This is a genomic window from Parvibacter caecicola, assembly GCF_003725335.1.
Classification (GTDB): Bacteria; Actinomycetota; Coriobacteriia; order Coriobacteriales; family Eggerthellaceae; genus Parvibacter; species Parvibacter caecicola.
The window spans coordinates 22,672-35,282 of the sequence record NZ_QIBY01000023.1 but is presented as its reverse complement, the minus strand read 5'-3'; the positions used below and the strand labels follow the sequence as shown (position 1 = coordinate 35,282).

Here is a 12,611-nt window from a genome sequence, read left to right as displayed (position 1 = left end):
AGGACCTCATGGACGACGGCTACGTCGTTATCGCCGGGGGCGGCGGCGGGGTGCCCGTGGTCGAGCGGGACGACTCCTACCGCGGCGTGCCCGCGGTGATCGACAAGGACCGCTCCTCCGCCAAGATAGCCGCCGACTTCAAGGCCGACATGCTGGTCATCCTCACCGCCGTGGAGAAGGTGGCCATCAACTTCAACACCCCCGACCAGAGGCCCGTCGACCGCATGACCGTGGAGGAGGCCCGCGCCTTCATCGACGAGGGCCAGTTCGCCCCCGGCTCCATGCTGCCGAAGGTGGAGGCCTGCATCGAGTACCTGGAGGCCTACCCGGAGGGCACGGCGCTCATCACCAGCCTGGACAAGGCCGCCCAGGGGCTCAAGGGCCTCACCGGCACCCAGATCGTCGCCTAGGGCCCGGGCCGAGGGGCGCGGCGGGGGACGTTCGCCTTCGCCATGCGCTGGAAACTCAAGCACTGCCACGGGTGTGCCAGGGCCGGACGTCTTTTGGCGCACCGTTTTTCCTGTTGGGCTACGACGGCGGGGTTCGGAGACGCAACAACGAATTCCGCCGTTTAGTTAAGGGAGCACTTCTGCCGGCTCGCAAACTTGGGCAGAGGGCTTCCGACTAAAAGTGCGTTTGGTTGAATCGCAAATCGAGCAGTGGGCCTCAAGGCCCCTGAATATCACCCTGCTTGAGGCGTTCAGACGAAACGATCCTACCAAGTTAAGGAGGGGGTATTGATGACTACTGACGACGTTAAAAAAAGTCGCAAGAAGCGCTCGATATCTTCGTTTTCCATCCTGCTGATCATGTTGGTGGCCCTGGCCATCATCACAGCAATCATGGGTGCCGCCGGCGTTGAGGGCGTTACCGGCGCCACCATCGCCAATGTCGTCACCGCGCCCGTCCTGGGCTTCGAGGACGCCATCGGCGTTTGCATCTTCGTATTTGTTCTCGGCGGCTTCCTGGGTATCGTCACCGAAACGGGCGCCCTGGATGCCGGTATTGCCGCTTTGGTGCACAAGCTGCACGGCAAAGAGCTGTGGCTCATCCCCATTCTGATGGCCATCTTCTCCATCGGCGGCACCACCTACGGCATGTGCGAGGAAACAGTGCCGTTCTACCTGCTGCTGGCCGCCACCATGGTAGCCGCTGGTTTCGACAGCCTCACCGGCGCCGCTGTGGTGCTGCTGGGCGCCGGCGTTGGCGTTATGGGCTCCACTGTGAACCCCTTCGCCGTCGGCGTGGCCGTTGACGCCCTCACCGGCATCGGCGTGGCCGTCAACCAGGGCATCATCATCGCTCTCGGCCTTATCATCTGGCTCACCTCTTTGATCATCGCCATTATCTTCGTGATGCGCTATGCCAAAAAGGTGAAGGCCGACAAGGGTTCCACCTTCCTTTCGCTGCAGGAGCAGCAGGACATGATGGAAACCTGGGGCATGAACGAGTCCACCGAAGAGGCTGCCACTGACGACACGGCCCAAGAGCCGAAGATGACCGGCCGCCAGAAGTGGTCGCTCGTGGTGTTCGCCCTCACCTTCGTGGTGATGATTGTGGCCTTCATTCCTTGGGAAGACCTGGGCGTGAACGTGTTCGTGTCCGATGCCACTTCCGAAACCATCGTCGAGCAAGTTGACTCCACCATGGTTTCCGAAATCGCAGTTCCCGACGCGGCCGACCCCGAGGCCGACCCCACCACCTACGCCATCGACGGCGATGCCACCACCGTTGAGTTCTCCGGCACCGTTGACGGCACCCTCACCACCGAGGAAACCGTGAACCCCGGCTGGTCCTCCTTCCTCACTGGCGTTCCGGTTGGCCAGTGGTACTTCAATGAGGCTTCCTGCTGGTTCTTCCTGATGGCGCTCATCATCGGCCTCATCGGAGGCGTGGGCGAGAGCCGCTTCGTAAAGACTTTCCTGAACGGCGCCGCCGACATGATGTCGGTAGTGCTGATCATCGCCGTGGCCCGCTCCATCACCATCCTGATGGGCGAGACCGGCTTGGACATCTGGATTCTGGACAACGCCGCCAACGCCCTGAATGGCATGGCGCCCTTTGTGTTCGCTCCGCTGTCCTTCCTGCTCTACATCGTGCTGTCGTTCCTGATCCCCTCCAGCTCCGGCATGGCCACCGTGTCCATGCCCATCCTGGGCGGCCTCGCGGCGAAGCTGAACCTCTCCGTGGAGACCATGGTCATGATCTACAGCGCGGGCAACGGCCTTGTGAACCTGTTCACTCCTACTTCCGGCGCCATCATGGGCGGCCTGGCCTTGGCAAAGGTGGATTACACCACCTGGCTGAAATTCGGCGCCAAGCTGTTCATAGTGCTGGGCGTGGTGTGCGTGGTTATCCTTACGGCAGCCATGGTGATACTGTCGTAGCGCGCATCCGCAGTTGCGCTCCGTTGCCGGTCTGAGCGGCAACGGTGATTTCCGCGGCGTTCGTCTCCGCCCCCCCTATCGCCTTTGCGAGCGGCGAGAGGGGGAGGGAAGGCGGAGGCGGCGGCCATGAGGGCGGTTCCTTCGGGGGCCGCCCTTTCCCGTTGTTTTTGGGCTTCAACTGGGAAGGGGTATTTCCGCGGGGAGTTGCGTGGTAGAATGCTCCGTTATCGACCAAACACTTTGCCGGGCGGAAAGGGCCGTGCGGCAAGAGAACCCTATGACGAGAAAAGGATTGCAGAATGGACATTCGGGAATCGTTGGAACAGCTTTTGGACGGGGCCATTGCCGCCTCGGTAGCCGATGGCTCGCTGGCCATGGACCAGGCGCCGGAAGCAGCGCTGGAGCGCCCTCGCGACGAGGCCAACGGCGATTGGGCCTCTACGGTGGCCATGCGCTGCGCCAAGGCCGCCAAGAAGAATCCGCGCGAGATTGCCCAGATCATCGTCGATCACATCCCCGCCAATGACATGATCGCCGAGGTTTCCATCGCCGGCCCCGGCTTCATCAACATCCGTCTCACTGATGCCGTGCTGCAAAACGTGGTACGGCTGGTGCGCGAAACCCAGGAAGACTTCGGCAAGGGCGATGTGCCGCAAGGGGAGCGCAAAATCAACCTGGAGTACGTGTCCGCCAACCCCACCGGGCCCCTGCACGTGGGCCACGGCCGCTGGGGGGCGCTGGGCGACGCCATGGCCCGCGTCATGCGCCACGCCGGCTACGACGTGTACGAAGAGTTCTACATCAACGACCACGGCACCCAGATGGACGTGTTCGGCAACTCGGTGGCGGTGCGCTACATGCAGCTGCTGGGGCACGACTACGAGATGCCCGAGCAGTGCTACGGCGGCAGCTACGTGGCCGACATCGCCCAGGAGATCATCGACAAAGAGGGCGACAAGTACGTGGAGATGAGCGATGAAGAGCGCATGAAGGCCTTCCGCGAAATCGCCTACCTGGAAATGCTGGAAAACCAGCGCACCGTGCTCTCCCGCATGGGCACCAACTTCGACAAGTGGTTCTCGGAGCGCAGCCTGTACGTGGAGGACGAAACGGGCGAGAGCCCGGTTTCCCGCTCGCTGGCCGCCATGGACGCGAAGGGCTATGTGTACGAGAAGGACGGCGCCACCTGGTTCAAGTCTTCCGCTTTGGGGGACGAGAAGGACCGCGTGATGATCAAGGCCAACGGCGAGATGACCTACTTCATGAGCGACGTGGCCTACCATTACAACAAGATGGAGCGCGGCTTCGACCACCTGATCAACATCTGGGGCGCCGACCACCACGGCTACGTGAAGCGCTGCGAGGCCATGCTGGAAGCGTGGGGCTGGCCCGGGGCGCTGGAGATTGTGCTGGGGCAGCTGGTGAACCTGTACCGCGACGGCGAAGCGGTGCGCATGTCCAAGCGCACCGGTGAGATGGTCACCCTGGAAGAGCTGGTGGACGAAGTGGGCGTCGATGCCACCCGGTACCTCATGCTGTCCCGCTCTTCCGACCAGCCCATCGATTTCGACATTGAAGTGGCCAAGAAGCGCGATAACTCCAACCCGGTGTACTACGTGCAGTACGCCCATGCTCGCATCTGCTCGATGCTGCGCCGCGCCGCCGATTCGGCCGACGCCGCCGCCGTCGAGGCGGGGGAGATGACCATGGGGCAGTTGGCTGCCAAGATTCTGCCCGACACAGTGGACCTTGCCCCCCTCACTCATCCTTCCGAACTGGCGCTCATGCGTAAGATGGACGAGTTCGGCCCGTTGGTGGCCCTGGCCGCCCGCGACCGCGCGCCTTTCCGCCTTACCCACTACGCCCAGGATTTGGCGGCGCTGTTCCACCAGTTCTACACCAACTGCCATGTGCTGAGCGAGGAGGAGCCGCTTCGCTCTGCCCGCCTTGCCCTGGTGGACGCCACCCGCATCGTGCTGGCGCTGGCCCTGTCGCTTCTGGGGGTTTCCGCTCCGGCCAAGATGTAAGGGCGCGGGCTTCGGCGCGGTTTGGGTGTTTCTGGACGTTTTAGCCTCTGGCGGATTTGCCTCTTGGCAAGCCCGCCAGTTCTGCTAGAATATACGACCGCTGATGTAAAACAGCTACTATCATGGGCGATTAGCTCAGGGGGAGAGCACCACCTTGACACGGTGGGGGCCACAAGTTCAAATCTTGTATCGCCCACCATGAAGTTGAAAGCCGAGGGCGGGTCCTTCGGCTTTTTTATTTTTGCAAGGGAAAAGGGAGACGGGTTTGGCGGCACTGACACTGGGCCTTCTGTTGCTGGCGGCGGTACTGGTATCTGCTGTGGTGGATCAGCTGGTGCCCCGCATCTCGCTGCCGCTCATCCAAATCGCCATCGGCGTGGCAGTGGCCCTGGTGGCCGGGCAGGCGGTGAACATCGATTTGGATCCGGAACTGTTTCTGGTACTGTTCATCGCGCCGCTTTTGTTCGACGAGGCGAAGCACGCCGACAAGGCGTCGCTGTGGGAGTACCGCGTCCCCATCTTGAGCTTGGCCATCGGGTTGGTGCTGGTCACCACGCTGGCCATCGGGTTTGCCGTCAACTACTTCATCCCCTCCATTCCGTTGGCCGCCGCGTTCGCGCTGGGGGCTGCGCTGGGGCCTACTGATGCGGTCGCGGTTTCGTCCCTTTCCCACACCACCAACATCCCCGCACGCCAAAAGGCCATCCTGAAGGGAGAGCTGCTACTGAACGACGCTTCCGGCATCGTGTCCTTCCAGTTCGCGCTGGCGGCTGTAATCACCGGCACGTTTTCGCTGTGGGGCGCCTCGGTGGAGCTGGTGTACTCCTTTGTGGGAGGCCTGGTGCTGGGGGTGGCCCTGGGCTGGTTGGGCAGCTTCATCGTGCGCCGCGTTCGCGACATCGGGGTGGAGAACACCACCTTCCACGTGCTGTTTGAGGTGTTCGTGCCGTTTCTGGTGTTCCTTATCGCCGAGGCCTGCCATGTGAGCGGCATCATCGCCGTGGTGGTGGCCGGCCTTATGAACGTAGTGGCTCCGCGGGCCATGACGCCGGCCGTGTCCCGCATGAATATCGTTTCCTCCAGCGTGTGGAAGGTGCTGGCCTTCGCCCTGAACGGCGTGGTGTTCGTGCTTTTAGGCACCCAGCTGCCCAGCGCCATGCACCGCACCTGGGACGATGCCTCTATCAGCAACCCCTGGCTTCTGGCCTACGTGCTGGGCATCACCTTTATATTGTTCTTCGTGCGCTTTTTGTGGGTGCTGGGCATGGAACTCGTGGGGGCCAAGAGCCAGAAGCGCCCCTTCTGCAAACGGGACGTGCGCAACGCCCTCATCACCACGTTTTCCGGTGCCAAGGGCACTATCACCCTCTCCATCATGTTCACCATCCCCTTGTACGCCTACTACAGCTACGAGCTGGGGGCGGCAGTGCCCTTCCCGCAGCGCGACCTGCTCATCTTCCTGGCTTGCGGCACCATCCTCTGCTCGCTTTTGCTGGCCACCTTCCTGGTGCCGTTGCTGGCCCCTAATGACGCCCCTCAGGAATCGGAGGACGAGCAACGGCAGCGGGATGTGAGCGCCTATCTCGACATCTTGCGGGGCGTGGTGGAAGAGCTGACGGCGCGCCAGAACAAGGACAACGAGCTGGAGGTGCGGGCGGTCATCGCCAACTACAACGCCCGCATCGAGCACGTGAAGGAAGTAAACGACATAGAAGACGAGCCCAACGTGAAGCTGCGGCTTCAGGCGTTGAGCTGGGAGGAAGAGCGGGTGAACGCTCTTCTGGGCGAGGACGCCGTTTCCCCATTGGTGGCCTATCGCTACCTGGGCCGCCTGGAGCGGGTGTGCGGGCTTCTTACCCATGGTGGGCGGGTTTCCACCCGCTGGCACAGCTTCGTCAGCCGCCTGCGCCTGCTGTTTCGTCGCGGCGTGAATGCGCTGGTGCACGAAATTCCGGCGGCCAACCTGCCCAAGCGAGCCGAAGAAACGCGGCGGCTGCAGGTGCAGGTGGCCCGCTACGTTATCGAGAAGCTGGAAGAGGCGGTGGCCAGTAGCACGGTGCCTACAGAAGATGCTGCCGGGCTTTTGCTGGAGTACCAGCGCACGCTGTCTTCGTTGGTGGCCACCGAGGCGCCCATCGTGTCCACTACGTTGGAAGTGGCCTCCGACATCACTGCCGTGCGCCGGTTGGCCTGTCAGCTGGAGCTGGAAAAGATTCAGGAACTGTACGAAGAAGGGGCCATCGACCGCGGTTACGTGCGCCGCCTGCGCGACAATGTGGTGCTGATGCAGCTGGACGTGGATGACCGGTTGTAGGGGAGCGGCAACGGTTTCCTGCCTTTCCGGGGCATTGTGTGCAAACGGCGCCGCGAACCGCTATCATCTGATGCAGGCCCAGCGTCTGCGATTCCCGACCGATTTAGCAAGGAGGTTCCTCTGGTGGAACCCAAAATGCACAACGATGGCTCCGATAAGCGATTTGCGCTGCTCATCGATGCCGATAACGTTTCCTCAAAGTACATCAAGCCCATTTTGGACGAGCTGTCCAAATACGGCACAGTAACCATCAAACGCATTTACGGCGACTGGACCCTCACGTTGCACGCGAAGTGGAAAGACGCTCTGCTGGAGAACTCCATCACCCCCATCCAGCAGTTCAGCTACACCTACGGCAAGAACGCCACCGACTCCGCCATGATTATCGATGCGATGGACATCCTCTATGGCGGCCAGGTGGAGGGCTTTTGCCTGGTGTCCTCCGACAGCGACTTCACGCGGTTGGCCAGCCGCCTGCGGGAAAGCGGCCTTACTGTGGTGGGGATGGGGGAGAAGAAAACCCCCACTCCCTTCCGTCGCGCCTGCGATGTGTTCACCACGCTGGAGCTTTTGGTGCAGAACAACAAGAGCAACCATTCCAGCGTTGCCAGCGGTCCCACGCTGCCCATCAGCGTAATCGAGCAGGCGGTGGTGGACATCATCACCGACAACAGCAACAATGGCAAGGCCACGGGGTTGGGCGAGGTGGGTAGCCGCCTTCTGAAACGCTACCCCGAGTTCGATGTGCGCAGCTACGGCACCAATTTGCTGTCGAAGTTGCTGGAGGATTTCTCGCGGGTGGTGATCAAAAAGGACCGCAACAATTTGATGGTGGAGCTGGCGGAGGGCACTGCCCCCAAGGAGGAGGCCCCCGCCGCCGAGGCCGCCAAGGCCGCTTCGGTTCAAAAGCCGGCGGAAAAGCCCCGTAAGGCGCTGCCCAAGGGGCAAGAGGGCGTGGCTGCGAAAGCGAAGAAGGCTGCATCGCCCGCGCCGGAAGCCGCGCTCGCGCCGATGGCCGTGGAGGCTGAAGCGACGGCGGAGGCGGATGTGGAGCCAGCTTCGGTTGCCGAGGCGGATGCCAAGCCGGGGAGGGCCTATCGGGTGCGTCGGAACCGCCGCGGCGGGGCCAAGGAGGCGCCGATTTCCGAAGAGGAGCGGACGCCTGCCGCCACGGTCGAGTCCGAATCGGCAGACGGGGCGGCCGCAGCGGAGGCTCCCATGGCGCCTGAGGCGCAGTTGGAGGAGCCCGCAGCCGGGAAGAAGCCTGAGACGCAGAAGCGCTCTGCTGCCCAGAAGACGGCCGCTGCGCCCAAGAAGGCGGCCGCTGCGAAGAAGGCCGATGTCGAACCGAAAAAGCCCGCGGAGGCACCGAAGAAGGCGGCTGCGGCGGCGAAGTCAGCCGCCAAGCAGAAGGCCGCCGTCAAGCAGAAGCCGGCCGCAGACGCCCCCAAGCAAAAGCAGCAAACTCCTGCGTCGTTCATCCAGTCCATCGTGGACAAAGCGGGCGCATCCGGCATGAACGTGGCCGATGTGGGCAACGCGTTGCGCAGCCAGTTCAAGAACTTCAAGGTGAAGGACCTGGGACACCCGCGCCTGGCCACCTACTTGCAGGAGCAACCGTTGTTCAGGGTAGAGCGGCGCGACGGGGTGGTGTACGTGTTCACCAAAAACCACCAAGCCTAAAGGGGCTTTGTGCCGTTTATGGGAGATTGCGCCAATTAGAAAAAAAGTTCTTGCGCGGTCTTGGGGGTTTTAGTAACATACCATTTCGCGATGCGGACATGGCTCAGCTGGTAGAGCATCACCTTGCCAAGGTGAGGGTCGCGGGTTCGAATCCCGTTGTCCGCTCCATTGTCATCGAAAGGCCGGTCGCTTGACTGTGATCGGCCTTTTTAATGACAGAAGCCGTGAACATGGCGACGTGGCCAAGTGGTAAGGCAGAGGCCTGCAAAGCCTTCACCCCCGGTTCGAATCCGGGCGTCGCCTCCAAACGGCGCACCATATGCGGACATGGCTCAGCTGGTAGAGCATCACCTTGCCAAGGTGAGGGTCGCGGGTTCGAATCCCGTTGTCCGCTCCATAAACACCAACGACCGCCCTCGGGCGGTCGTTTTGCGTTGGGCCGCATTAGGGCGGCTCTGCTTTTCGTAAGGCAGTGGCGCGCTTACAACTCCCGCTTTTCGTAGAGCTTCACCGTGAATAGGGCGCTGATGGCGTAGATGGCCAGAACCAGCACGGTGGCGACGGTCATAAATGCCACGGCGTTCGCGCTTTCCAGCACCTCTAAGAAATCTACTGCGGTGAAGTGTTCCCCCGTGAACCCTACGCCGAACGCCAGCACCAGCACCACGGCCAAGGGAATGAAGCGGGAGGCCTTCGTGACACCGAAGCGGGCGATGAGCGGCAGGGCCACCGAGCAGCCCACCAAGATGACGAGGGCGGCCATCACGGCGCAGGCCAAGATGGCGGTGGGCGGGTTGTTGTCGTAGCCTGCGCAAGCCAAGGGAGAGGAAGGGTCGCCGCCGGAAATCAGCTGGGCCACCGCCGTGATAGCGAAGGCGAGGGCCAGGGTGCCTGCGATGGCGCCCGCCGTTGCCAGCAGCACGCTGGCGTAGCGGCCGAAGACAACCTGGCGACGGCTGAGGGGCAGGGCCAGCCGGAAGCGCTCCCAGCCGTTCTGCTCGTCGAGGGCCGATACCGAGAACAGGAACATGAAGGGGGACATGGCCACGATGGCAGCACTGGAGGCCACCAGGGAATCGGTGGCAAAGGCCATGACGAGCATGATGACCACGGCAATGAGGGCCACTTGAATCAGGGTGCTTCTCATGGAGAGGAAGTCGGAGTAAATCATGGTTTTCATCGGGTTTCCCCTTTCAGGACGAGGGTCATGTACTCTTCGATGCTGATGCGGTCCAGCGCTACATCGGGGAATTGGCGGGCGAAGGCAAAGCGGTCGGGCACCAGCACATCGGTGCCGAAGCCGTGGCTTTGGAAGCGCATTTCGCCGGCGGGGAAGAAGCCGGAGGCGGCGATGGCTTCGAAATCCTGCTTGCGGCAGCGGCCGATGGCGGCTTGATCGGAGATGGCGTCCTTGTCCAGGTCGAACACAATGCGCCCCTCGTCGATGCATACCACCTTGTCGGCGATCTTCTCCAAATCAGAGGTGATATGGGTGGACATTAGGATGCCGTGGCCCTCTTGCTCCATGAACTGGCGCAGGATGTCGAGCACTTCGTCGCGGGCCATGGGGTCCAGCCCCGCGGTGGCCTCGTCCAGCACCAAAAGGCGCGGATGGTGGGCCAGCGCGAAGGCCAGGGTGAGCTTCATGCCCATGCCGCGGGACAGCTCGGATATCTTCTTGCCTTCGGGGAGGCAGAACTGCCCCCGCAGCTGTTCGAACAGGGGGCTGTCCCATTGGGGGTAGGCGATGCGCCCCAGCCTGCCTGCGTCCTTCACCCGCAGCGTGGAGGGGAAGGCGCAGGTGTCCAGCACGATGCCTATTTGGCTTTTCAGCTGGTCGATGATGGGGGAGTTCACCTTCACCGTCTGTCCCAGAAGTTCGATGGAGCCGCCGTCTGCGCCGATGAGCCCCAGCATCGCTTTGATGGTGGTGGTTTTCCCGGCGCCGTTCGAGCCGATGAAGCCCACCACGGTGCCGGGCTCTACCGCGAGGTTCACCTTCGCCAGGGAAAAGCCGTCGTAGTGCTTTTCCAGATTCTCTATCTTTATCAAGTGGTTCATGATTCGCTTTCTCCTTCAGGCCGCTGGCCGGTGGCTAGTCTTCCAGTACCAGTTCGAACATTTCCCGAACCTCATCGGCGGGAATGCCGGCCGCTCGGGCTTCCTTGACCGCCCGCCCCAGCAGCTCCTCAACTTGCCGCATCCGCTCTTCTCTCAGCAGCTCCAAGTTGCCGCCGGCCACAAACGACCCTTTTCCCTGCACCGTGTTTACGAAACCGGCCTCTTCCAGTTCGGCGTAGGCCCGTTTGGTGGTTATCACACTGATGCGAAGGTCGCCGGCCAGCGCTCGGATGGAGGGAAGGGGCTCTCCTTCGGTCAGGGTTCCGCTCACGATGGCGGCTTTGATCTGATCGACGATCTGCTCATAGATGGGCTTGCTGCTTCCGTTTGATATTACGATGTCCAAAGTGCCTCTTTCCTTCGCGGCGGCTCAGGGCCACCGGGGGGGGGTGGTTTCACCGCTTTGGCGTCCCGCAGGGGTGAAACCGTGAATAGTGTATATACGCTACATGCACAGTATATGCACACCTATGCACAGTCGTCAACATAAAACCGGGAAAATATTTTTTCGCCATTCGCCCCTTAATTTACGCAAAAGTGTCCGGGCGGCAAATTTCTCTTGTGTTGGCCAAATTGCTGTCCTATAATTCTGCCTTGCGCTTGGTGGCTATAGTTCAGTTGGCTAGAACGCCAGATTGTGGCTCTGGAGGTCGTCGGTTCGAGTCCGATTAGCCACCCCAGCGCGCCTTTTGAAAATGGGTCTTGCATTGGAAAGATGCTTCGCCTAATATATCAAGGCGCTTTGCGCAAAGCACATGCACCATTAGCTTAGTTGGTAGAGCAGGGGACTCTTAATCCCAAGGTCGAAGGTTCGAGTCCTTCATGGTGCACCACGAAACACGAGGCCAGAAGCTACGCGCTCCTGGCCTTTTTTGTTACCTGCCCCGAAGGGCAGCCGTTGGCAAAAGGCGGCGCCTTCAGATTTGAGAGAGGGAACCCATGAGCAGCGATACCTTCCTTGCCAGCAAGCGCATGAGCGATGAGGCGCGGGCGCAGTTGGCGGTTCACCCCGAGAAGTTCACCATGCTCTCCGGCGACCGCCCCACGGGCCGGTTGCACATGGGCCATTACTTCGGCACCATCATCGAGCGGGTGAAGCTGCAGGACATGGGGGTGCCTTCCCTTATCTTGGTGGCCGATTACCAGGTGATCACCGACCGCGACAACACCGAGCACATTGCCGACAACGTGCACAACATGGTGATCGATTACCTGGCCTGCGGCATCGACCCCGAGAAGACCATCATCTTCAACCACTCCGCCGTGCCGGCCCTAAATCAGCTGATGCTGCCGTTCCTTTCGCTGGTGACCGAGGCGGAGCTGTTGCGCAACCCCACGGTGAAATCCGAGCAGGAGGCGTCGGGCCATGCCCTCACCGGGCTTTTGCTCACCTACCCGGTGCACCAGGCCTGCGATATCCTGTTCTGCAAGGGCACCATCGTGCCGGTGGGCAAAGACCAGCTGCCCCACATCGAGCAGACGCGCCAGATCGCCCGCCGCTTCAACGAGCACTACGGCCAGGTGTTTCCCGAGCCGGTGGGCCTGCTCACCGACGCAGTGGAAATCCCGGGTCTGGACGGCCGCAAGATGTCGAAGTCCTACGGCAACGCCATCGCCCTTTCCGCCACTGCCGAGGAGACGGCGAAGCTGATTAAGAAGTCGCAGACCGACTCCGAGCGCTTCATCACCTTTGACAAGGAGAATCGCCCCGGCGTGTCGGCCCTGCTCACCACGGCGGCGCTCACCACCGGTCGGCGCGAGGAGGACATCGCGGCCGAGATCGGCAACGACGGCGCCGGAGCGCTGAAGCGCTACGTCACCGAAAGCGTGAATGGCTATCTGGCCCCCATCCGCGAGCGCCGCGCCGAACTGGAGCAGAAACCGGAGTTCATCCGCGAGGTGCTGCACGAGGGTAACCGTCGCGCCAACGCCATCGCCGACGCCACTTTGCAAGAGGTGCGCGAGGCCATGGGGATGGTGTACTAGGCGCCCCAAGCGCTGCTTCCCGTCGCTGATTTCAAAGCCCTGGCTTTGCGGCCAGGGCTTTTGCGTTTTGTGGCGATTCAGTGGGCCTCAGTT

9 protein-coding genes and 6 tRNA genes are annotated in these 12,611 nt (G+C 61.9%); 12 read left to right on the top strand and 3 right to left on the bottom strand.

The window, feature by feature from the left end:
* From DMP11_RS09420 to DMP11_RS09380, 9 genes are all read left to right on the top strand, one after another.
* A partial coding sequence (locus DMP11_RS09420) for an amino acid kinase family protein (protein ID WP_456291053.1) occupies positions 1 to 410 on the top strand: 410 nt, incomplete at its 5' end.
* 330 nt (positions 411 to 740) lie between these two features.
* On the top strand, positions 741 to 2,387 hold the full coding sequence (locus DMP11_RS09415) for a YfcC family protein (RefSeq protein ID WP_123186231.1): 1,647 nt from the start codon (positions 741 to 743) through the stop codon (positions 2,385 to 2,387).
* 299 nt (positions 2,388 to 2,686) lie between these two features.
* A complete protein-coding gene (argS, locus tag DMP11_RS09410) occupies positions 2,687 to 4,414 on the top strand; it encodes an arginine--tRNA ligase (RefSeq protein WP_123186230.1) in 1,728 nt (575 codons plus the stop codon).
* A gap of 124 nt (positions 4,415 to 4,538) precedes the next feature.
* Positions 4,539 to 4,613 (top strand) — tRNA-Val (locus tag DMP11_RS09405).
* 66 nt (positions 4,614 to 4,679) lie between these two features.
* A complete protein-coding gene (locus tag DMP11_RS09400) occupies positions 4,680 to 6,728 on the top strand; it encodes a Na+/H+ antiporter (protein ID WP_123186229.1) in 2,049 nt (682 codons plus the stop codon).
* Between the two features lie 123 nt (positions 6,729 to 6,851).
* Positions 6,852 to 8,411, top strand: coding sequence for an NYN domain-containing protein (locus DMP11_RS09395; protein ID WP_214646981.1), 1,560 nt, complete (start codon positions 6,852 to 6,854; stop codon positions 8,409 to 8,411).
* A 92-nt stretch (positions 8,412 to 8,503) separates the two neighbouring features.
* Positions 8,504 to 8,579: transfer RNA gene (locus tag DMP11_RS09390), tRNA-Gly, on the top strand.
* A gap of 64 nt (positions 8,580 to 8,643) precedes the next feature.
* Positions 8,644 to 8,717 (top strand) — tRNA-Cys (locus DMP11_RS09385).
* Between the two features lie 15 nt (positions 8,718 to 8,732).
* Positions 8,733 to 8,808 (top strand) — tRNA-Gly (locus tag DMP11_RS09380).
* An 84-nt stretch (positions 8,809 to 8,892) separates the two neighbouring features.
* Here DMP11_RS09380 and DMP11_RS09375 read toward each other — a convergent pair.
* From DMP11_RS09375 to DMP11_RS09365, 3 genes are read right to left on the bottom strand one after another with little or no spacing between them, the layout of a single operon-like run.
* Entirely contained in the window at positions 8,893 to 9,591 is a 699-nt protein-coding gene (locus tag DMP11_RS09375) for an ABC-2 transporter permease (protein ID WP_123186228.1), read from the bottom strand.
* Positions 9,588 to 10,472 carry an ABC transporter ATP-binding protein gene (locus DMP11_RS09370; protein ID WP_123186227.1) on the bottom strand — a complete coding sequence of 295 codons (885 nt, stop codon included), beginning with the start codon at positions 10,470 to 10,472 and terminating at the stop codon, positions 9,588 to 9,590. Before DMP11_RS09370 ends, DMP11_RS09375 begins: the two co-directional genes overlap by 4 nt.
* Positions 10,473 to 10,506: 34 nt before the next feature.
* Positions 10,507 to 10,878, bottom strand: coding sequence for a GntR family transcriptional regulator (locus DMP11_RS09365; RefSeq protein ID WP_123186226.1), 372 nt, complete (start codon positions 10,876 to 10,878; stop codon positions 10,507 to 10,509).
* A gap of 257 nt (positions 10,879 to 11,135) precedes the next feature.
* Here DMP11_RS09365 and DMP11_RS09360 point away from each other — a divergent pair.
* From DMP11_RS09360 to trpS, 3 genes are all read left to right on the top strand, one after another.
* Positions 11,136 to 11,212: transfer RNA gene (locus DMP11_RS09360), tRNA-His, on the top strand.
* Between the two features lie 77 nt (positions 11,213 to 11,289).
* Positions 11,290 to 11,365 (top strand) — tRNA-Lys (locus DMP11_RS09355).
* Positions 11,366 to 11,471: 106 nt separating this feature from the next.
* Positions 11,472 to 12,518, top strand: a complete 1,047-nt coding sequence (gene trpS / locus DMP11_RS09350) for a tryptophan--tRNA ligase (RefSeq protein WP_123186225.1) — start codon at positions 11,472 to 11,474, stop codon at positions 12,516 to 12,518.
* Positions 12,519 to 12,611: the final 93 nt, after the last annotated feature.

Coding starts and splice junctions, on each gene's coding strand:
- DMP11_RS09415 (WP_123186231.1), top strand. CDS start 741: ATGACTACTGACGACGTTAAAAAAAGTCGCAAGAAGCGCTCGATATCT.
- DMP11_RS09370 (WP_123186227.1), bottom strand. CDS start 10,472: ATGAACCACTTGATAAAGATAGAGAATCTGGAAAAGCACTACGACGGC.
- DMP11_RS09375 (WP_123186228.1), bottom strand. CDS start 9,591: ATGAAAACCATGATTTACTCCGACTTCCTCTCCATGAGAAGCACCCTG.
- trpS (WP_123186225.1), top strand. CDS start 11,472: ATGAGCAGCGATACCTTCCTTGCCAGCAAGCGCATGAGCGATGAGGCG.
- argS (WP_123186230.1), top strand. CDS start 2,687: ATGGACATTCGGGAATCGTTGGAACAGCTTTTGGACGGGGCCATTGCC.